Here is a 24256-nt window from a genome sequence, read left to right as displayed (position 1 = left end):
TAATAACACACTTATAAAATTTTTTATGGCGATAAATAAGCTATAAAAGTTAGTTATTCACATATTTAATATATATGTTTATAACTTTCTAAATTACTGGTAATTTCATATTTATTAACATGTGTATAATTATGTTTATTTATTAATATTTTGTGATTTATTATATTAATTCACCACATAATACAACAGCTAAAAAATGACTAATTTGGTATAATTTAAAAAACAATTTTTTAAAGAGGAAATAATGGACAAAGCAGAAAAATTAGTAGGTCAATTTACTAAGTGAAAAAAGAAATTTGCAATAACAAGTGGAACAAATAAAAATAACTGTTATGGGTTAATTTTATTTAAATTAAAAGATGAGGCAAAAACTATTTTAGTTTATTATAATGGTGCCAATCCTGCTTTAAATATAACTTATGAAATTGAAGTTGTTAAAAATCCAAGATATAACAATTTAAAAGTGATAAGCAGTAAACCAATAATCGATGAAGAAAAAAAGGAATTTGATTGAATCAAATATTACAAAATCAACGTTCCAAATGTAGGAGAACAAACTGCTAAAAAAATTCATTCTCATTTTGGTCCATCACTTTTTGAACTTGTTAAAAAAACTAACACTGAACCACAAGTTGAACAAGAATTATTAAAAGTTCTTTCAAAACAAGTTGTCCAATCTTTAATAAAACACTACCACGAATACTCTTTAGAAATAAATGCTATTTTAATTGAAGGTGATTCTGATCACAAAAAAGTCTTAACCACATTTTTTGATTTAGCTTTACATAGTTTGTATGACAAAATTACTAGAATTTGTGAAAAAAGAGGCATAACAAACTTGTTTAAGTTATTTAATGAAAAAGAAAATGATCCATATTTTTTATATAACGAATTTGACATACCTTTTGTTGATTTAGATACGATTGCTGCTAAATTAGGTAGACACGATTTAAACGAATTGTATAGTGAAAAAGATATTTATCGTTTAAGAGCGTGATTAACTTGAAAAATTGAACATAATTTAATTAATAATAAATCTAATTCAACAAAAATAGATGCTCATTTAATTAAATTTAACGAAAATTTTAATGATTGAAAAAGTATGTCATTACCAAATTCAACCGTAAATAACTGACACACTTTTGTAGATTTATTTAATAAATACAAAGATAAATTTAAATCTTGAATAACCTTAATAGAAAACAATTGTTTTACAATTGACAAAATTTACAAAAAAGAAAAATTGATTTCTAAAATAATTTACAAACTACAAGTGTTAAATGAACCACTAATTCTTAAAAGATTAAAAGATCAAAAATCTCTAGATGTTTTATCACCATCACAACATGAAGGTTATGATAAATTTTTAATTAACAATGTTTCAATAATTAACGGTGGTCCAGGTAATGGAAAAAGTTATTTGATTAAAGAAATAGCAAAAACTTTAAAACAAAACAAAGTGAATTATGTCGTTCTAACACCAACAGGCCGTGCTTCAACAGCTTTAAGTAGTAAAATCGATGATGAAGCAAAAACAATTCACAGTTTTTTAAGTATCGCTGACGATACAGAAACTCCAATAGTTAGTGAAAAAGTTGAAGAAGTTGAATGTATAGTTATCGATGAATTTTCAATGGTGAACTTAAACATCTTTTTCAAACTATTAACAAGTTGCAAAAATCTTAAAAAACTAGTTCTAGTTGGTGATTTCAATCAACTTCCAGCTATCGGTTTTGGTAATTTATTAGCTGACCTAATAAATTTTGGAAAAATACCAACAACTACATTAAACACGTATTTTAGAAGTGATAACATTGAAAATTATAATGTTTTTAATTCAATTTTAAGAAACCAAGTTCCTTTATTTGAACATAGCGCTAAGTTTCATTTAACTTTATCAAATGATAGAAATGAAAATTATGAATATGACTTTATTAATGAATATATCGATGCCATACAGAAATATGGTGTTGAAAATGTAATTATTATCACCGATGTTAATAAAGAATATTTTAAATTTAGTACTTCGAATATAAATAGATATATTCAATCTATTTTAAGAAAAAACAATAAACCTATCAAGTTTAAAAATGAACAAAGATTAGGAAGTAGAATTTTCAAACTCAATGACCGTGTAATGCAAATTGAAAATAGATGAATGGATAATATTTATAACGGTGATATAGGAACGATTATCGATCACGAACCAGCATCAGTTTCAAACGGGAATAACGGTAAAATCACAGTAAAATTTATCAGACCTCATAGCAATAATGCTGTTATTTATAAATATTCAGAAGATGAATTTTTAAAAGAGGTTGAGCTAGCTTATTCAGTTACTGTACACAAATTCCAAGGTAGTGAAGCTGATAAAGTTATTTATGTACCAAGTAGACAACAAAGCAATTTGAAAGCTTTATATACAGCTGTAAGCCGTGCTAAAAAAGAACTATCTTGATATGACTTTATTGATGTTAAAACAAGACTATCTTCAACATCTAAAGGTGATGATATTAACACTAATATGCTGGAATTACTAAGAAAAGAGGGAAAATGAGATTAATTGTAGGTTTAGGAAATCCAGGAGATGAATACAAATTCACGAGACACAATGCTGGTTTTTTAGTTATTGATAAAATACTCGATAAATTAAAAGTTTCATTAAACAAAAATAAATTTAATGGTAATTATGTAAAAGTGGATGATTTAATTATTGCAAAACCAAATACATATATGAATAAATCAGGTGAATTTATTTCTCAACTTATGTCTTTTTTCAAAATTTTACCTCAAGATTTGATAGTGATTCATGACGAAAAAGACTTTCCTGTTGGAAAAAGCGCTCTTAAAATTGGTGGTAGTGGTGGTAGCCACAACGGAGTTAAAAATATTATTGAAAAACTTAACTCACAAGACTTTAAAAGACTTAAAGTTGGTATAGGAACTCCACAACATGGAGAATTAAAAGATTATGTTTTAGGTAAATTTAATTTAAATGAAATGTTAATTTTAGAACCTGTATTCGAAAAATGTGCTGATGCAGCAATTCAATGTGCATTTAATGATGTTTTAACGGTAATGAATGCATTCAACAGTAAAAAATAAATTTCTTATTGCTGTCAGTGGAGGTCCTGACAGCTTATTTCTTTTATTTAAATACCTAAAATATCAACCTGTAGTTGCTTTTGTTAATTACAATCAAAGAGAAGATTCGTGATATGACGAAAAATTAGTAACCGATTTTTGTCAAAAACACAAACTAATACTAGAAACTAAAACCTTAAAAAAATCAGACTTTAAAGGTGGAAATTTCCAAGATTGAGCCAGAACAGTAAGGTATGAATTCTTTAGAGAAATTTATAAAAAATACAGTTGTACTAGTTTGCTAATTGCCCACCATTTAGATGATTTTTTAGAAACAGCAATATTACAAACTAATTCCAATCGAAAAGTTAGGTTTTACGGTATTAAAAGTCAAACAAAACTATATGGAATGAATATTTATAGACCATTTTTATATAAATATTTCAAAAGCACAATACTTAAAAAATGCAAAAAAAATAATATTACGTTTCAAACCGATTACACTAACGGAACCGATAAATATACTCGTAATGCAGTAAGGTTAAAAAATAACAAATTAAGCGAATTTAACAAATATTTAAAAATACTTAAATTTAGACTAAAAAACCTATTATTAAGTATTAAAAATCGTAAATTAGAAAAAGATTACACCAAATGACAAGCTAGTGATTTTGAGCAAAACATACTAAAAACACTAAAAAATCAAGAGTTATTAGTTAGTAAATATATTTTTGAACACTTCAATAACATCAATTTACCAAGTAGCAAACAAAAACAAATTGTTAAGTTTATTTTATCGAATAATCGAACTGCAAAATATTTGCTAAAAAATGAAGTTTATCTATTTAAAAACAAAGGCAAATTAATAAATTAATTAAAAATATAATAAAATTTAAACAATTAAGCCTAAAGAAAGGAAAAGATGAAAACAAGAAAAATATGGCCAATCATCTTTACTATTTTCGTAGTATTAGGTGTAATTGGTTGAATTATTTACACATATTTAGGTAACGGTACACAGCAATTTAGCACATCACAATTATTAGAATATATTGCTAATGCTGGTAAAGACACTCATGATAAAGTTTATATTTCTACATTTACCTTAAATCATAATAGTACAGTTACATTTACATATGTAAATGGTGATAGTACTATAAATGGAGTAGCAACTACAACTTGAAGTGTTTTAAAAGACATTCCATTAGTGCAAAGACTTATGATTGAAACTCAAGACGCCTTTGCGACTGCAGGAAACAGTGGAAGCGGTGTTTTAGTTGAAACTATCAAACCACCAAGTATTTGATCACAATTATTACTTTCATTATTACCTACAATTATTTTCATTGGTGCTTTATTCTGATTGACAAAAAGTCAAATGAATATGATGAACGGACAGGGTGCAGGAGGACCGTTTGGAGATAAAAGTCCTGCCCAAGTTATTAAGTCTGATAAAAAATTCAGTGATGTCGCTGGAAATAAAGAACCAATTGAAGAAATTAAAGAAATTGTTGATTTCTTAAAAAACCCTCAAAAATACGCTTCATCTGGAGCGAGAATGCCTAGAGGTATTTTACTTGGAGGTCCTCCAGGAACTGGTAAAACATTATTAGCTAAAGCAACAGCTGGTGAAGCTAATGTTCCATTTTACTTTGTGTCTGCTTCAAACTTTGTTGAATTATTTGTTGGTATGGGTGCTAAACGTGTTAGACAAGTAATTTCAGAAGCTAGAAAAAATTCTCCTGCTATCGTCTTTATTGACGAGTTAGATGCTATTGGTAGAACTCGTGGATCAGGAATTGGTGGGGGACATGACGAAAGAGAACAAACTCTTAACCAATTACTAGTTGAAATGGACGGAATCAAAGAAAATTCTGGTTTAATTTTCTTTGCTGCAACTAACCGTACTGACGTTTTAGACCCAGCTCTAACACGTCCAGGTCGTTTTGACCGTATCATTACAGTTAACTTACCTGACGTTAAAGAACGTGAAGAAATCCTTAAATTACACGCTAAAGGTAAAAGATTCAACGATGATGTTAACTTTGAACGTGTAGCAAGAAGAACACCTGGTTTTTCAGGTGCTCAACTTGAAAATGTTATTAATGAAGCTGTACTTCTATCAGTACGTGAAAATAATAGTTTAATCACACTTTCAATTATTGACGAAGCTATCGATAGAGTTATGGCTGGTCCTGCTAAAAAATCTCGTACAATCACACAAGAAGAATTGACTTTAGTAGCTTACCACGAAGCTGGTCATGCTGTAGTTGGGTTAAAAGTTCCAGGTGGAAATAAAGTTCAAAAAATTACAATTATCCCACGTGGACAAGCAGGTGGATATAACTTAATGATGCCTGAAAACGAAAAATACAACTACACAAAACAAGAACTACTTTCATCTATTGCAAGCTTTATGGGTGGTAGAGCAGCCGAGTTATTAGTTTATGGTGAAAAAGACATAACAACTGGTGCTTCAGATGACATTAATAAAGCCACAACAATAGCTCGTAGAATGGTTACTGAATTTGGTATGAGTGACCTTGGTCCAATTAAATATATGGAAGAAAGTGGTTCACCTTTCTTAGGTAAAACATTAGCTCAAAGCAGTTCCATTTCAAACCAAGTTAGTCATGAAATTGACCTAGAAGTTAGAAAAATTATTTTAGAAGCTCAAAATATAGCTCAAAAAGTAATTTCAGAAAACAGACAATTATTAGAATTGATAAAAACCCACTTATTAGATGTCGAAACAATTACTGCTGAAGATATTGAGTACATTGAGAAAAACTTAAAACTTCCAACTAAACAAAAACAAGAAGAGTTAGAAGATGCAAGACTTCGTAATATAGACGAATTAGTTGAAGAATCATACAATGATGTTCGTGTTAACAAATCTGCTGCTGAAGAAATTGTAGTTCCTACAACAGAAACTTCAGAAGAAGATAAAAACAACTAAAACTGCCTAAAAGTAGCTTCAAACGCTACTTTTATTTTTTAGCTTACTATGTAAATTTTTATAAAAAAATTGTAAAATTTAAAAAATAACAAAATAACCACCAAAGGAGGTCAGATGTGAAAATTGTTTAAAGAAGTTATACGATCATTTAAAATGCAAAAGATCGTTATAGCTGGTTTAACTTTACTGATTTTTTTAACCTCTGCCATTTTTACTTCATTAAGCGACACAAGTATCTTAATAAAAACAGAGTACGCAAAATATGAATCTAAGTCAGTTGCTCACGACTTGACTGTTGATTTAAACCTACCTGTAAGTGGTCAAGCCTATAATAATGGTTATTACACAAATGGTTTTTTACCCAACTCAACAAAAAATGCCAAAAATGAGTACAACAAACCATTAAACTATGTAAAAATTAACCAAAAATTTGGTGGAATTCCAGATTTTATCAACAAAATTAAAGTTTTAGATATCCAAAATGATCCAAGCACAAGCACATATATTGCTTTAACTAATTTTCTTGATGAAAAACAGATCCTTTTTATTAATAATGCAAAAAACTATTACCTAAAAACTGAAGATTTTATTAATTTATACAACACATATAATCCTAGTTACACAAACAAGGAACAAACATATGTGTATTTTGACTTCAACAGACTTGGTGATAATCAGAGTATGCATTTTAATCAAGATTATTTAATTAATCTTTATGAAAAAAATACATCAAACAATGTATCTACCTTTCGTCCAACTCAAATAACACATGAAGTTACAAATCAACAAAACCCTTGATTTACCTTTGATAAGAGTTACAAATTAAAGGATATTTTTCCTATTTACACAACTACTACAAATAAGTTTTATACAACTGAATTACCTACTTTACACCTTGATATAACTGATAGTAGTAAATTAAAAGCCACATTTAATTCAATTGAAGCAAATAAATGACAGTATTTAGGAAAGAATGTTTATGTAGTTAGTCCTGAAATTGTTGCAAAAGCATTTGGTTTTGTTAAAGGTGCAAATAACACTTGAGAACATACTTTAACAAATCAAAGCAGTCAAACACCATTAGCTAGATATTCAGATATTAGAACAATCCATGATTCACAAGTTGTTAACGGTTTTAACTATCGGACACTGTTTGGAAATTTACCTAAAATTTCTAGAACAATGCATAAAAAATTCACTTTTGAAACTACAGAAAATTATCGAATACCAACTAAATGAATTTCAAAACAAATTAATGTTGAATTTTTCCAAAGATTTTACTACAGCACAACTTTTGATTGTTTTCACAGAAACAATGAAGCTTACTGACAGGGAACATATAAAAGTTTCTTAAACGATATCTATAGAAAAGGTAATAAACTGCCAGAAGAATTAGATCATTTCTCATTCTGACAAAAACAAGTTTATACTTACAAAATTCCTTTAACTCAACAATTTAATTTTAGAGACCCAAATTTAGTCCCTATTTTTGAGTCTACCCCTTCTTTAACTTTTGATGAGGTTAAAGATTCAAGGTTAGTTTTAGCTGATTTACAATATCAAGCAATTGATCCACACTTTTTTAGAAATGAAAGAGTTATACCTGCTTCAATCACTAAAACAGCAACTGGTGATGTTATTAACCGTAAAACACTTGCATCTGAATTTTCACTAACAACACCAAGTACAATTAGTGAAATTGAAAGAAAACCAAAAGAATTAACTTATAATGATTATTTAAACTTCACAAATAAAAATATTAAAGCTAACAGATTTGACATTATTAAAAATGGTGCATTAAATAAAACAAAACTATCAATATACGAATCAATCAATAAATTACTAGGTACTGATAAAAATATTGGTTTAAGAGAAACTTTAACTGTTGATTCATTTAATAATAACGAGAAATACGTTTATCACTTTGTAAACGTTGGTGATTCTAATGGAAAATTAGATTTAAATATTAGTGGAACAAATGTTAAAGATGATGAAGCTTTTATACCATTAAATGTTGGTAAACCATACAATGGTACAAATGGTCTGTTTTTTAACACAAATGGAACTGATGAAGCTTTATACAAACAAGATCAAATACCTCCTTTTATTGCTGCTCTAATAATTGAAAAAGCTAATATTAATATTTCACCTGACCCAAAATATATTAATGCAGATATTGTTTACCAAGATGTTAAATTTACCAATACAGAAAATAATGAAACATCTATTTTACACGGTCAAAAAATTTATAAATTAACAAAATATAACCCAAATTCACTTGATGCCACTGATAAAGTAGAACACCAATTCAATAATTTAGGTGTTACTTGAAAAGATAATAAATTATTAATCGTTCAACCGATTAATCCTGAAAATCCAAACGAACCAGAGTTAATTGATGGTTGATTTGTTTACTGAAAACAAGTTGATTCTAACTTTACAAATTCATTAATATCAATTGATGAATTTAAAACTTGAATAACAAATAACAATTTCACAATTTTAGGAAAAGTGGGAGCTGATGGTTGAGTTGAACGTTCAGCACAATTTAGTGATTTAGTTTATTTACCATTTGGATTTAGAGGTCCAGCAACAGATGTTGAAGTCGACGCAAGGCTTAACAATTCATTGAGAGTTGGAGTTGATAAAATACAAAAAGCCTTATTAGATACAGATTTAGTATCAAAAGGTTATATTAGCAAAGAATTAATTTATATTGTCACAGACGCTTTACTAAAATCATTTGATGCTAATAATTTTGCTCGTGTATTTTCTAGTGGTGAAATTAACTTAAATTCACTAGCTAAAATAGGTTTAGATACTGTTTATTCTCTTGCGACTAATCCAAATAATAATTATTTAAGATTATTATTAAGAGGTATTTTCGAAAAAGTCTTACAAAATTTAAAAACATTAAACACAGTAGAAGCTCAAAAACAATATTTATCTGAAAATATTACTAAATTAGCCAACTTCATTAAATTAGTATCTGGTTTAGATTTAACTCAAATTTTTGAACCTGAAAACTTAATAAACTTTTCAACTGATCCAGTCATTGTTATTGAATCTATTTTATCTTTCATTAATGCCATAGACTTTAAAAAATTCGCTGTCTTATCACATACATTTCTAAATACAGACTACAATAAATTTTTCTATCAAGATTTAAAAGAAGTTCACTTTATTAATGAAAATACAACGATAAAAGAGGCACAAGCTTTTGTTTCAGAAAAAATTAGTCATATTGATCAAAATAGTGACCTAAAACAGCGTTATATAACTGAACTAAACAACTTAAATTCTAGTGTTGCAAATGGTACTTTAACTGATCGTGCAATGATTTTAACTGAATACACCAAGTTGTTTAATGAAATACCAGCTACCTTATATCAAAGAAAACTTTCATTCCATGACTTAATCTTATGATTCTTACAATCTGTTGATTATGAACAAGTAAAAGTTGCTCTAAAAATGTTAATCAGCAACATTAATACTGAATTAATTGCCCAATTAGATTCAGATGTTAATCCTTTCAATGTATTTTTAGGGAAATTTGTTTTCTTAAAACCAATTATTGAACAAATTAATGGCTTTGAAGGTGAAGATAAAAAACAAGCTTATAACAATGTTAAAGAAGGTTTAATCGAAATTTTAGAGATGTTAAACTGACAAATTTTTGTTGACATTCTAAAAGCCGAAACAAGTATTGAAAAATTAGTAATTGATGCATTGGTTTACTCAAAAGATGTTGATAAAAATGTTTTAAGAACTAGATATTATGTAGGAACTTATTTATATGATGAAAGCTACATTTACAGTTTAATTCAAGCATTCTTTAGAACCAACGGGGTTAATACAGTGTTTAAAAACGCTTTAGTTAAAATATTTAACTTATCTGACAAGACATCAGTTATTCCTGCTGGTGATGGAGCAAATATTTATCTACCAGCTTCAGACCCAGCAAAACTAGATTATTTTGATTTACTAAGCTTATTAAATACTCCTATTGCTAAAACTAATGAATACGATGTTTTCAATAAATTCGACATTTTATTACAAAAATTAGAAGCTAAAACAGACTTTATACCTGTAAGTGAATTAGACAAAACAGAACGGTCAATTATTGCTACAATCTTCCCTAGTTGAGATGTTTCAAACAAGAAAAATAGCGAAGGCTGAAATAAAGCAGATATTCAAACTGATATTAAAGAATGAATGGATATCTTAAATTCTTTAAAATTCAAACTACAAGATAGTAGATGACTTAAAAATATGCCAGTAGAATCATTAATGGCAAACATTAATGATACTGACATTACAGGTAATTTAGCTAAATTAGCCTCTTCATTTGTTTCAAAATTTGACAACTTCAAGCAACAAAATAACTTTGATTTATTAAAGCCGGCTTATCAAATTTTTGAATTATTCTTTGCTCTATTAAGCGACAATAGTATTGAAAATAATATTAGTCAAGCTGACAGAGTTAACTTTGCTAATGCTATATTAAAACTAGCAACCAACCCAGCTACAGTTGCTTCATTTAATAGCCAAGAATTATTTAGACCATCATCAGACAACATTATCAGTTACAAAGAAACTGGATTTGGTGTTACTAGATCACTTGCGAATCCAAATGCAATGCGTGAATTCTTCTTTGCTAAAGATAACGCCAAAAGATATACTAATTCACAAGTGTTAGCTTTAATTAGAAGTTTTCCAGCTTTTGAAAACTTCATTAGAAAATATGAACTTAAATTAATTTACTTATTAAGTTATATTGCTTATTCAGAAGAGAATTTAATTGAAAATGCAAAACCAAACTATCAAATGGCCGTTAGCGCCAAAGGTGTTATTGGTATTGCGCTAGAAAACTTTATTAATGGTCTGTTAACTAATCCAAATCTATTCAAACATGCAAGTATGTTAAATGCTTTCTTAAAAACTAATTTAGAAAGTGTAGATATTGGATATTTAGGTTTAAATCCAATTTTAATTAATAATGTTTTAAGAAAAAAAGTTCCTCAATTATTAATTTGATTGTTAACTGATTCATCACAAACATCAAGCAATCAAGGTAACCTTGCTTCCTTCTTAAATAACAAAATTATTAACTTTAATAATTTGGCACAAGATAGAAACAAAACTTACGAATTTATCAGAGGTTTACTATTTAAAGGTGAAAAATCAGCTGTTAAAAACTTTAACGTTGAAAAAGATGTTACTTTCCAAGTAAGTGTTGATGACGATTTCTTCGTATATATCGAAAAAATCATTAATCAAAATAGACCAGCTTATAGCCCATTCGGAATAGACCTAGGTGATTTATTAATTGAAATGATGAACTCAATCACAGGTGTTTCTTACACTTCTGGTATTTTGAAATTTTCTGATGTTGATTCATATTTAGCTCATGTTAACTTTGCGTGACTACAAAAAAATAATAAAAAAATCTATTCAGGTTTAATTCCGAATGACCCATTTGAAATTATCCAACTATTAAACAGATTACCAGCCGACTATAAAATTAATGTTAATGGTTCTGAATTTATTATTACTGGCGATAACATAAGTTTTGACTATTTATATCCAGTTTTAGATGAAAATAACTTACAAGTTAATACTAAAAACCAAGCCATTGTATATATCAGCAAAAAAGGTTTTGATAGAGTTAGAAAAGCTTATCTAGGTAATGTAGTAAAACAATACTTTTTAGTTAATACAAATGTCAACTTAACCAACAACCAATTAAGAAACAGAATTAGAAATTTAAGACTAAACCAAAGTTTCTTAAGTGCTGTTCCACAAAATGACGAAAAAGTAAATGACTGAACTTTTAAAAATATTTTTGAACAGGTAGTTCAAAATAGAATTACTGATCCAACCAAACGTCAAAGAGTTTATTTAGCAACTGAAATTGACCCAGTCAACCCTGAGCGTTCAATTAGAATTGTTACATTAAACAAAATTATAGAAACTATTAAAGTAGTTTCACAAGTGTTCTTATTTATCTTAATTTTCCTAGTAGTTGTTTCAGTTATCTTCATTATTAAGCGTTATATTTCAAATAAAAACAAAGTTATTGGTATTTTAGTGGCGCAAGGTTATACACCGATGCAAATTGCTATTTCACTAACTGCCTTTGCTGTATTTACTATTATTATTGGCTGTGTTTTTGGATATATAACTGGTTTTGTAATATACCCATTATGAATTTATATTATTCAAAACTATTGAACAATACCTATAAATACACTATCATTTGACTTTTTAAGTTTATTAGTTAATGTAGCTGTACCTTTAGTATCTATGGCGTTATTAATTGTCACAATCGCTGTTAGATCATTAAGATACAAAGCTATCGATTTAATGAGTGGAATTGTGGAAGTTAACACTTCTGAAATTAACAATAAAGCTCAAAAATTAATTAGAAGAAAAAATATTAAAACTAAATTTAGTCTATCGCTTACTCTAAGTAGCTTCTTCAAGTTAGCTTCATTCGCTATTTCAATTATCTTGTCAACTATTGCAACAACTTTTGCGTTTGCAACTTTTGGAGTATTTGATAAGTCAATTAATCAAACCTATAAAGATAGGTTATATACCTATAAATTTGATTTAACAACACCTACAAAAGAAAATGGAGCTCATATACCATTACTATTTTCTAGTAATGAAGCGAAAACTAGAGATACAATTAACAACTCTTTATATGTGCCTAGAGGTGAAAATAACGAGATCAATGTCTACCAAAACAACTATTTTGCACCTGGTTGATCACTCGCTATAAACGGAAATCCTGATACACAAGAATTTGCAAATGGTAACCCAAAAGATCAGAAATTGGGTCACTTAATTACTCAGTTCTCAGTTAACATCAGAATAAACAAAGGAGTTTCAATCGATCCTTGATCAATTGTTTATAACTCACTACCTGATGCTCAAAAAGCTCGTGTAAATAAAATCAGAAATGAAGTCGGATTAGCTTTAACTAGATTCCAAGATACAATTTGAAATTCAGGTGCTAGCGAAATTGACAACTATCAAGACTTATTAAAATTCCGTATTGATTATGAAAAACTAAATAAACAAGGTATTATAGAATTTTTCGAATATGTACCTAACGAACAAAATGTGGTTGATGGTAAGTTTTACCTTAAAAAATGAAGTGATTTAGACAAAGAATATCAAACAGTAGCAATCACTACTGAACCAGAATTAAGAACGAAGTATCGTGATTTCTTAACTCAGACTTACGCTCGTATGTTTGAATATAATTCTAGGTTAGAAAATAAATTAAAAACTATAGATGACGAAAACTTAAGAAATAAATATGAACCGGTCTATGACTTTATGATTATTTTCAATGGTGTATATTTAAACCCTGAAAAAGATGAAGTTTATTCATATGTAGATGTCAACTTAAATGGTGGTAGAATCAGGCTAAATGGATATAAAAGCAATTCAAGATTAATCACTATTAATAACAGACTGGGACAGGATTTATTATTCCAAATTAACAACAAATATAAATTTGATCCAAATAAACCAATTCCATTAATTATTAATAATGTTGTTAAGTCTAGGCTAAAACTAAATATTGGTGATAAAATCCAGGTTTCTAAGATCCTAAATCATGTAAATAGATATAGCAATCAATTTACAAAAAACACTCCAAAACAAACTTATACATTTGAAGTGTATGATATCAGCAACACTTATATTAATGACGAGTGAATCATCCCTAAAGATGCCGCGGATCACTTAATTGGTTTAAATACATTGGAAACTCCATATACTAAAGAAGTATTTAATGGTATATTATCTGAATCAAGATTACCTCAACAATTATTATGAACTACATCATTATATTCACCTTCAGGTTATGACGCTAGTGTTGATTCATTTAACACAAACACATTAATTGACGATGAACAAAAAGACTTATTTGATGGTATCTTTATAAATCGTGATTTTGCACCAGATAATGTTAAAGACAAGTGAACTGAATTTAACAATGGAGCAATGGCTAAAAACGGATTTAGTAGCAAACAAATTATTAAATTCATTTATCCAGATTTTGATGTCGAAAATGCTTCTGAAAGTGTGTTAAGAGATAAATATAAAGAAGCTCGTGAAGATAAAATTGTAAGATTGAAAACAATAAAAGACTTTGCTGACAAATATGATGGAAACCTATATGTAGCAACTGCTTCAGATATTAATTCTAAAGAAATTGAAGTTGGTTTCGTGCGTTCTATCGGAAGCACTGTTCAAATTATCATTACAATAATTTCTATCTTAAGCTTCGTGATTTCATCAATTATCTTAATTATCATTTCAACAATCTTAATTAACGAAAACGAGAAAAATATCGCAATCTTCAGTATCCTCGGATACACTATGCGTGAAAAAATTAGAATGTTCTTTGGCATTTACATACCATTTATTCTAGGAGCGTTACTGATTTCAATTCCAATTGGTTTCGTATTCGTCTTTACATTTAGTAATTTCTTAGTATCGGCAACACAAATTGCTATCCCTGTTGTTTTATCAATAGGAACAGTGTTAATTACATCTGTAGTTGTCTTTGTTGTCTTTATAGTTACAGCTGCTTTAAGTTGAAGAAGTATCAACAAAATTAAAGCAATTGACTTACTAAAAACTAAGAGTTAATAAATATATTATTAAGCTAGCATTAAGGTGCTAGTTTTTTTATTATTTGGACTTTAGTTTTACTGAATCTATGGCGTTTTAAGAAAATTTCCACATTTTCCACATTTGGGTTTTTAAGTGTTTTTGTGCTAAAAAATTTAGTGTAAAAATTTTCAAAAGGTTTCTAAATAAAACCAAAAACGCTGTAAAAATATAATATTTAAGAAAATAATGCACTTTTTTAATATAATTAAAATATATTTATAACTACTATGTTTTGAATAAATTTTAGTAATAAATATACCACCCAAAGGCTGATCACTGTTTATTTAAATACGCCTATTATATAAATAAACAACTAAATTCTCAAACAAGGAGACGTATGAAAAGACGTATTTTATTAAGTTTATCAGTAGCCTCAACAGCTATTTTACCTGTTGTTGCAATTTCATGTACAGGAGCAGAAGCTTCAAATAAAGAAGATGTTATTGCTAACAAAGACCAAAATGCAGAAGTAAACACAACTTTCGCAGGTAGAGTTTCAGCTAACTTAGGAACAATTGGACAAGTTAATGGTGTTGTATCTAAATATTTAGGTACACCAAAAGAAGGTGAAAAAGAAGCAACAGGACTATATGTACAATTAGCTAAATTAGTTGGAGATGATGCTACTAAAACAGCAGCAGTTACAAAATTTACAACTGAATTTAAAGCTGAATTCAAGAAAGTGTTAGACACACCAGGTCTAAGTGATGGTAATAGTGCTTTAAGAAAAGGTACAGCATCAGCTAGTGACTACGAATCAACATTAACAAAGTTTGAACAACAAGCAGTAGTTGCTTTATCAAAAATTGTTGAACTAGCTAAAGCATTAGGAGTTTCAGGTGTAAGCGACAAATACTGAGAAAATGTTGCTCAAGCTAACGAATTAGAATCAATTTTAGGATTTTGATCAAGAGTTAAAAATATCCCTGGTGGAGCTACACAAGATGATTTAGCTCGTTACTTTGAAGCAGCTCAAGACGTATTAGCACCTATGTACAGTGGAAAAGCTGACACTGATGCAACAAAAGCTGTTCAAAACTTTGCTAGAATTTACTCATTACTAATTGCACGTGAAGTTTGATTATTAGTAGGTGCACATAACGCACAATACCTAAATCAAGAATTAAAACAAAGTGTTGTTTCAAAAATTGAAGACAAAATTAAATCAAGTACTTTATTAGAAAGATTAAGAGTCGCTAAAGAAAGTGTTGAAAAAACAAAAGAATACATTTATTCATTAAAACAACTAAACTGAAACAAAGAAACATATGCAGGATATGTGTCTGCTCTTAAAGGTGTTGAAAGCACTAAAGTTTACGGTGAAGCACTAGAAAAACTTTACGCAAATATCTATGGTGAAGATATGAATGGTAAAGTAATTCCAGTTGGTTTTGCTAAAGGTGGATTAATTAAAGCATATGACAATGCAGCTCCATTATTAAAAGAATACACAATGGATAGTATTTCAAGCTACAAAGCTACATACAATGCTTTAGGTGCAACATGAATTCCTGGAGTTGGTTTCTTCATTAACTCAAGAGATATGAAAGCTGCTCTAGATGTGTTAGTAAAACCAGAATTTACTACAGCAGTAGATGGTGCTGAATTAGCAAATAAAGATGCAATTAAAGCATTAAGCACTAAATTTGCTGAATTAAAAGCTGGAATGGATGCTTCTGAAAAGAAAGTTGGATTTGGATTTGTTAACCAACACATTAGATGAGTTTCAACAGAATTACAAAATGTTGCAAATGCTATCGGACAAGAAAACGCTCCACTTCTATACAAAACAAACGCAAAATTATAATTTCATAAAAATGTTTAAGTACTAAAATTACACCAGTGTTATGCACTGGTGTTTCTTTTAAATTTAAATTTCATTGTATGAAATAATAAACATATATTTCCAAAACACTGGTTTTAATATATGTTTAGTAAAATTATGTGTAATAATACAAAAAACAAAAAAATAACTAGATACTACCTAGTTATTTTTGGTCTATTTATTTAGACCTGTTCATTTTCAATTAACAATTTCTTCTTCGTCAAATCCAACTTCTTTAATGTATCAGTTGTGGTATGCTATTTTTTCATCCATAATAGCTACTAAATCTTGTGCTAATTTTGAATTTCTACCATAAACAGCTTTAGCTGCTGTTTGTGTCATATGGTATCTATCCATATGGCTCATTAAACGAATATCGAATGAAGTTGTAATATCACCGTGTTCTCTGTATCCATGTACAAATAAGTTGTGGTTTCTTCTAGAGAAGAAAATATCCCTGATTAAACCTTCGTAACCATGGAATGCAAATAAAACAGGTTTGTTTTTAGTGAATAATTTATTAAATTCTTCATCTGATAAGCCACGAGGGTCAATACTTGGATGACGTAATTTTAATAAATCAACAACATTAATTAATCTGATTTTAAGTTTTTTATCAAATTTATGTAAGTAATCAACAGTTGCTAAAGCTTCTAATGTTGGTTCAGTTCCTGAACTTACAACAACTAAATCTGGTTCTTCTTCAAGTGAACAGGTTGAAGCTCAATCAATAACTTTTAGTCCTTTTTCCACTAATTCTTCAGCTTCAGAAGCGTTAAATCATTGTGGTCTTGGTTGTTTTGAAGCAACAATTAAGTTAATTAAATTTCTTTCTGTTAAAGTTTTTTGCAATACAGCTAACAATGTGTTTGAGTCAGTTGGTAAGTATTCTCTGATTAAATCAGGTTTTTTATCAGCTAAATGACCTAAAATACCTGGGTCTTGGTGTGTGTAACCGTTGTGGTCTTGCTGGAACGCTGTTGATGTAGCAATAACATTTAGTGATGGATAATCTTTTCTTCAGTGTACTTTTTTAGCTTTAGCTAATCACTTCATGTGTTGTGTAATCATTGAGTCTACAACTCTTAAGAATGATTCATATGAAGCAAAGAATCCGTGACGACCTGTCAATACATAACCTTCTAGAAAACCTTCAGCTTGGTGCTCTGATAATTGTGAATCAATTAAACGTCCAACTGGTCCGATAGCTTCATCGAATTCTGGATTAACTTTTTCTAATCATTGTCTATTTGTAACTTTTAAAATATCAAATAATCTATTTGATTTAGTTTCATCTGGTCCAAAAGCTCTGAAATTTGTAGGGTTTTTAACAATAACATCAGCGTAATATCTACCAGCATTAACCATATCTTGGTCAACAACTGATCCTGGATGTTTGATGTCTAATGCAAATTGTTTTCAATCGCTTAATTGTAAATTAGTTGGATTAATACCACCATTTACAATAGGGTTAGTTGCCATACGTTTGTCACCTTTTGGTGCAATTTCAGCGTATTCAGCTTTAAAACTACCGTCTTTGTTAAATAACTCTTGTGGTTTATATGATGTTAATCAATCGCTTAATTCTTGCAACATTTCTGTTTTGTCACAAGTAACTGGAAGAGGAACTTGGTGTGCTCTGAAACTTCCTTCGTATGTTAAACCTTTAACTTTATGAGGTCCAGTTCAACCTTTTGGTGTTCTAACAATTAAAGCAGGTCAAAGTGGTCTTGTTGCTTCTTCTGCTGATTTTTTACGAGCATTAGCCTGAATTGATAAGATTTTTTCAACTGCTTCATCGAATTTATCAGCCATTTGTTGATGAATTCCTATTTGATCATTAACATCAGCCTCAACAAAAATAGCATCTCAACCATATCCGTATAGCATAGCTTTTAATTCTTCATCAGACTTACGAGCAAAAATGGTTGGGTTTGAAATTTTACCACCATTAACGTGCACAATTGGTAATACAGCACCGTCATTTACAGGGTTAATAAATGAAGATGCAAATCATCCACCAGCTAATGGACCAGTTTCTGCTTCTCCATCACCAATTACTGATGCAGCAATTACTTGTGGGTTATCTAAAATAGCTCCTGTAGCATGTGAAAGTGTATAACCTAACTCACCACCTTCATGAATTGAACCGGGTGTTTCAGGTGCAGCGTGTGATGCTGTTCCTCCAGGGAAAGAGAAACGTTTAAACATCTTTTTAAGACCTTCAACATCTTTAGTTATTTCAGGGAATAGTTCTGTATAACTTCCATCTAAATATGAGTTAGAAATCATAACTTGTCCACCATGTCCTGGCCCTGAAATATAAAACATATTTAAATCATATTTGTTAATTACACGATTACAGTGTGCATAAATTAAATTTTGACCAGGAATAGTTCCTCAGTGTCCAATTGGATAAACTTTAACATCTTCGGCTTTTAAACCACCTTCTAAAAGTGGATTGTCTTTTAAATACATTTGTCCAACAGACAAGTAGTTTGCCGCTCTTCATCATCCGTGAACTTTTGCTAAATATTCTTTACTATCGAATTTTGTTTTCTTCATAGAATTCCTTTGTATCTATTTTGCTAAATTATTAATAATTTACGTTATTTAAATTTTACACTTTATTTAGTTAAATAGCTCAAAAATTCAAGCTAAAATACTATCTTTTATTAGTTATCAAAATTAATTTTTTCAATTAGTAAAACTATTGTAAGAAGTAAAAATGTTTTTTGGCACTTAATTAAATTTTTAAATGCATTATTTATGGTAAAATAATTGCAATCTAAATATTAAAAAACTTTGTTTTATGCTGGAAAATATAGCGTATATCTAAAATTAAAAATTTGGTAAAATATATTTGCTAACTCAATAAATGGACAGGTTCTAGCTGAAAGACTAGACTTTGGTTGGTTTTAGCGCTAAGACAAAACTTAATATTAAAATGTATTTGCTAAATACACTTATTTCAAAAATATAAAAATTGAAAGGAAATTAACACTATGGCAAAAATGGATTTTGACCGTTCAAAAGAACACGTTAACGTTGGTACAATTGGACACGTTGACCACGGTAAAACAACATTAACTGCTGCTATTGCAACAGTTTTAGCTAAAAAAGGTTTATCAGAAGCTCGTGATTACGCTTCAATCGATAACGCTCCAGAAGAAAGAGCACGTGGGATTACAATTAATACATCACACATCGAGTACCAAACAGAAATAAGACACTACGCACACGTAGACTGTCCAGGTCACGCTGACTACGTTAAAAACATGATTACTGGTGCTGCTCAAATGGATGGTGCTATCTTAGTTGTTGCTGCAACAGATGGACCTATGCCTCAAACACGTGAACACATTCTTTTATCTAAACAAGTTGGTGTTCCTCGTATCGTTGTTTTCTTAAACAAATGTGATATGTTAGAGGGTGAAGAGGAAATGATTGAATTAGTTGAAATGGAAATCCGTGGATTACTTTCAGAATACGGATTTGACGGTGACAACGCTCCAATCATCCGTGGATCAGCTAAAGAAGCTTTAGATGGAAACCCAGCATACGAAGAAAAAGTTATGGAATTAATGAACGCTGTTGATTCATACATTGAAACTCCAGTTAAAGAATTCGACAAACCATTCTTAATGGCTGTTGAAGACGTGTTCACAATTACAGGACGTGGTACAGTTGCTACAGGTCGTGTAGAACGTGGAAAATTACAATTAAACGACGAAGTTGAAATCGTTGGATTAAAACCTACTAAGAAAACAGTTGTTACTGGAATTGAAATGTTCCGTAAAAACCTTAAAGAAGCTCAAGCTGGAGATAACGCAGGGCTATTATTACGTGGTGTAAACCGTGAAGAAGTTGAACGTGGTCAAGTTTTAGCTAAACCAGGTTCAATCGTTCCACATACAGAATTTGAAGCTGCTATTTATGCACTTAAAAAAGAAGAAGGTGGACGTCACACACCATTCATGAAAAACTACAAACCACAATTCTACTTCCGTACAACAGACGTAACAGGTGGAATCGAATTCACAGATGGACGTGAAATGGTTATGCCAGGAGAAAACGTTAACTTAAAAGTTAAATTAATCGCTCCTATCGCTGTTGAAGAAGGTACAAAATTCTCAATCCGTGAGGGTGGACGTACAGTTGGTGCTGGTTCAGTAACAAAAATTATTAAATAATATAGAAGTAATTACTTCATTTGAAGGATCAGTAGTAAGCTACTGGTTCTTTTTATTTTAAAGAAAAAAGGTAATAAAAAATACGCTTACAAGCGTATTAGTTTGCGTATGTTTTTTGACCTGTTTTAACTAAATGTTGATTATGTAGAGTAAATCCAATTTGAATAGCGTATAAAACTAAGTTTGTAATTTGTCAAATTAAACCAACGATAAATGGAGCAATAACGTCTAAACCTGCTTTAGAACCAATATTTACAATTAATAAAACTCATCAAATAATTCAAATTAGGTTATTAACTTGGAATGCCACAAACATTCAAATAGATACACCTCTTCAATCTTTTAATTTGAAAGATGTAATTAATTGAGGTAGGAAAGCAAAAGTTGTAAAAGCTGGGAAAATTAGTCCTATAACAGTTGTAATTGTAGGTTTAAATGTGAAAACTAAATCATTAGTTAATTTATCTTTAACCATTGCATCAGTTGCAGTTGCTATCTCAGCACGAATTGGATAATCTTTAATAAATAAAGCTATAAAAATAATTCCTAAAATAAAGGTTACTAATATACCTACATATGCAATGAGTTTCTTTTTAAACTGAAATTCTTTTTTGTAGTGATAAAGCAATCCAGTCATCACACCATTGATAAATAAACCTGCCCCATCAGCTACAATAACAGTGATTAAATTTTGTATTGATGTTGCCGCAAAGAACACTCATCCTAAAATTCCAATGTGGAAAATTCAGAAAGAAATAAAATTGATTTCACCAGTCTTTTTATCCTTTAAAACTTTTAAAAGTTGTGGAATAGACAGCGAAATAATTGTGATTGCACTTAGTCAACCAAAGATGTTTATGGCTATTTCTAAATTCATAATTATATTTTACTATATTTAGCAGTTAACTAAACAATAAGGTTTTTTAAATCAGTTTAGAAACTAAAACACTGATTTTATGCATAAAAAAATACAACTGTGTTGTATTTTAGTTTGATGCTAATATTTCTAAAAGTTTTTGTCCAATTGTACCAGTATTGTGATCATCAATTACTGCTTTAGCTGCTTGTTTAGCATCATCAGTAGCGTTTCCTAAAGCGAAACTCATACTTGCAGCTTCTAACATATGAATATCATTTCCACTATCACCAAAAGTGATTAAATTAGCTCTTGTTAAACCAACTAGTTTTAAAAAGTAATCTAAACCAGTTAGTTTTGAAGTATGGATGTGATTAATATCGGTATAAACACCATTAGTTAAGTAAACTGCAAATTCTTCTTTGTTTAGTTTTTCTCTAGCATATTCTGTTACTTCTAGCGCTTCAGCTTCATCGTTTCTAAAAGCTGATTGTACTATTTTTGCTCCTGATTGTTTAATAAAATCAAGGTATTCTAAAAAAGTCATTTCTTTTTCAACTGTTTTATCTTTTTCTTTTAATAAAACATAACCAGCACTAGTTTGGTCTTTAAATACACCTGTTGTTTTATCAGTATCCATTCTAAATGGTTTACCGTATTTTTGGTTTATATCTAAAACTACTGGAATTAGTTCTTCAAAATTCATAGTTCCTAAAACTGTGACAATATCATTTTTAACATCGTACAATAAAGAACCATTTGAACAAACAAAATAATCAATGTGCTTAATAGCTTCTTTTTTTAGAAATCTGTATAAATCACAAATGTTTCTACCAGTGGCTAAAACATTGTAATGTCCTTTTGAATGAGAAGTTTTTAATGCTTCTAATGTTTCAGGATGAATATTATCACCTTTGGTAAAAAGTGTTCCATCTAAATCAAATGCAAATACATATTTATTCATAATTAAGCAATTTTAGTAATCCCTCCCATATAAGGAACTAGTGCTGTTGGTATTGTAATAGTTCCATCTTCGTTTTGGTAAATTTCTAAAATAGCAGCAATAACACGGTCTACAGCTAAACCAGAACCATTCATTGTGTGTGCATATTGAGTTTTACCATCTTCATCACGATAACGAATCATAGCTCTACGAGCTTGAAAATCTCCCATATAGCTAACTGAAGATACTTCTCTAAAACGTTGTTCTGAAGGTAATCACAGTTCTAAATCAACTGTTCTTCTAGAACTAAATCCCATATCACCAGTACATAATTGAAGCTCTCTATATGGAATTTCTAGTTTCTCTAAAACATCTTTAGCATCTTCTAGCATCTTTTCAAATTCAACTAATGCATCTTTTTCACTAGTAACTTTGACTAATTCAATTTTCTTAAACTCGTGTTGACGTAAAATTCCACGAGTATCTTTTCCTGAACTACCAGCTTCACTTCTAAAACATTCAGTGTAAGCTGTAGCTCTAAAAGGAGTTGATAAATCAACGATTTCGTTATTAAAAATATTAGTTAATGTGACTTCAGCAGTTGGAATTAAATATTCATCTAAACCTTCTAGCTTGTATAAATCTTCTTTAAATTTAGGTAATTGACCAGTTCCGTAAAGCATTTGTTCTTTAACAATAACTGGTGTATTAAATTCTTGGTAACCTTTTTGTACATGTAAATCAAGCATAAAGTTAATTAATGCTCTAACTAATCTCGAACCAAAATTTTTATAAATTACATATCTAGAACCAGAAAGTTTAACTGCTCTTTCTATATCGATAATATCAAGGTTTTTTGCTACTTCATAATGTGGTAAAAGTTCTTTAACACAACCACGACCAATTTTGTCGTGTGTTTTGATAATTACGTTTTGATCTTCATCACTACCGACTGGGACACTATCAAGTGGTAAGTTTGGAATTTGTAAAATTAAATCATTAATTTTTTGATTTAAACTATCACTTTCACTACTTAATTTTGCTTCTTGTGCCTTTATTTCAGCGATTTGGTTTTTTAATTCACTTAATTTAGCAGGATCGTTTTTAAATTCACCAAATTTTTTACTTAAAATACCTAGCTCACTTTTTTTGTTTTGAGCGTCATGCATTAATGACCCTCTTTTTTTAGCTAGAGTGACAAATTCATCAAAAATACTAATCTCAAAACCTCTATTTTGTAGACCTTTACGAACTTTTTCTTCATTATTTAGTACAAATTTAATATCTAACATATTGACCCTCTTTTTTCCAGCTCATATTATATTACTTTTTTGATTTATTTTAGGTAAACACTAGTGGTTTTTTCAGCGAAAAAAGCAAATATATTGCACTAAATAAATTTTTATGGATATATTTCCACATTTATACTTTTAAGACTATATAACTAATGAATAAGTGCAAAGTAAGTTAGTGATTTAAAAAGAGCCAATAATTAAAATTATTGTATAATTATATTTGCTTATATAAAATGAATTTTATCAAGGAGGAATTATGAGCAAAAGAACATATCAACCTAATAAACGTAAACATGCTAAAGTTCACGGTTTTAGAGCTAGAATGAAAACAGCTAACGGAAGAAAAGTGTTAGCAGCTAGAAGAGCTAAAGGTAGAAAAAGATTAACAGTTTCAGACAAATAAT

12 protein-coding genes are annotated in these 24256 nt (G+C 29.3%); 8 read left to right on the top strand and 4 right to left on the bottom strand.

Going from position 1 to position 24256, the window contains the following annotated elements; translation table 4 throughout:
- Positions 1–244 precede the first annotated feature (244 nt).
- The 6 genes from ACJA23_RS03630 to ACJA23_RS03605 all read left to right on the top strand — a co-directional run bounded on the left by ACJA23_RS03630 (position 245) and on the right by ACJA23_RS03605 (position 16547).
- A complete protein-coding gene (locus ACJA23_RS03630) occupies positions 245–2563 on the top strand; it encodes an ATP-dependent RecD-like DNA helicase (RefSeq protein ID WP_406614099.1) in 2319 nt (772 codons plus the stop codon).
- Positions 2554–3105, top strand: a complete 552-nt coding sequence (gene pth, locus ACJA23_RS03625; protein ID WP_406614097.1) for an aminoacyl-tRNA hydrolase — start codon at positions 2554–2556, stop codon at positions 3103–3105. Before ACJA23_RS03630 ends, pth begins: the two co-directional genes overlap by 10 nt.
- Positions 3083–3958, top strand: coding sequence for a tRNA lysidine(34) synthetase TilS (gene tilS / locus ACJA23_RS03620; protein WP_406614095.1), 876 nt, complete (start codon positions 3083–3085; stop codon positions 3956–3958). Before pth ends, tilS begins: the two co-directional genes overlap by 23 nt.
- 48 nt (positions 3959–4006) lie before the next feature.
- Positions 4007–6043, top strand: a complete 2037-nt coding sequence (gene ftsH, locus ACJA23_RS03615) for an ATP-dependent zinc metalloprotease FtsH (protein WP_406614093.1) — start codon at positions 4007–4009, stop codon at positions 6041–6043.
- Positions 6044–6196: 153 nt separating this feature from the next.
- The gene (locus tag ACJA23_RS03610) at positions 6197–14716 is read left to right on the top strand and encodes an ABC transporter permease (protein ID WP_406614091.1); all 8520 of its coding nucleotides are present in this window, start codon (positions 6197–6199) and stop codon (positions 14714–14716) included.
- 361 nt (positions 14717–15077) lie between these two features.
- Positions 15078–16547, top strand: a complete 1470-nt coding sequence (locus ACJA23_RS03605; RefSeq protein WP_406614089.1) for a variable surface lipoprotein — start codon at positions 15078–15080, stop codon at positions 16545–16547.
- A 192-nt stretch (positions 16548–16739) separates the two neighbouring features.
- On the opposite strand, the gene ACJA23_RS03600 is transcribed toward ACJA23_RS03605, so the two are convergent.
- On the bottom strand, positions 16740–19130 hold the full coding sequence (locus ACJA23_RS03600; protein ID WP_406614087.1) for a phosphoketolase: 2391 nt from the start codon (positions 19128–19130) through the stop codon (positions 16740–16742).
- Between the two features lie 440 nt (positions 19131–19570).
- Between ACJA23_RS03600 and tuf the strand changes: the two genes are divergently transcribed.
- Positions 19571–20758, top strand: a complete 1188-nt coding sequence (gene tuf / locus ACJA23_RS03595; protein WP_406614085.1) for an elongation factor Tu — start codon at positions 19571–19573, stop codon at positions 20756–20758.
- Positions 20759–20855: 97 nt separating this feature from the next.
- Here the strand turns inward: tuf and ACJA23_RS03590 are convergent, their stop codons facing one another.
- The 3 genes from ACJA23_RS03590 to serS form a co-directional block, all read right to left on the bottom strand.
- Positions 20856–21635 (bottom strand): PQ-loop domain-containing transporter, encoded by a 780-nt coding sequence (locus tag ACJA23_RS03590; RefSeq protein ID WP_406614083.1) that lies wholly within the window; start codon positions 21633–21635, stop codon positions 20856–20858.
- A gap of 109 nt (positions 21636–21744) precedes the next feature.
- Positions 21745–22578, bottom strand: coding sequence for an HAD-IIB family hydrolase (locus ACJA23_RS03585; protein ID WP_406614081.1), 834 nt, complete (start codon positions 22576–22578; stop codon positions 21745–21747).
- Between the two features lie 2 nt (positions 22579–22580).
- A complete protein-coding gene (gene serS / locus ACJA23_RS03580; RefSeq protein WP_406614079.1) occupies positions 22581–23849 on the bottom strand; it encodes a serine--tRNA ligase in 1269 nt (422 codons plus the stop codon).
- A gap of 259 nt (positions 23850–24108) precedes the next feature.
- On the opposite strand from serS, the gene rpmH reads away from it, so the two are divergent.
- A complete protein-coding gene (rpmH, locus tag ACJA23_RS03575; protein WP_004794083.1) occupies positions 24109–24255 on the top strand; it encodes a 50S ribosomal protein L34 in 147 nt (48 codons plus the stop codon).
- The last annotated feature ends 1 nt before the right edge of the window (position 24256 follow it).

The sequence above is a fragment of the Mycoplasma corogypsi genome, assembly GCF_045276875.1.
Classification (GTDB): domain Bacteria; phylum Bacillota_I; class Bacilli_A; order Mycoplasmatales; family Metamycoplasmataceae; genus Mycoplasmopsis; species Mycoplasmopsis corogypsi.
Note: the sequence above shows the minus strand (reverse complement) of the source record. Positions and strands in the feature narration are given on the sequence as shown.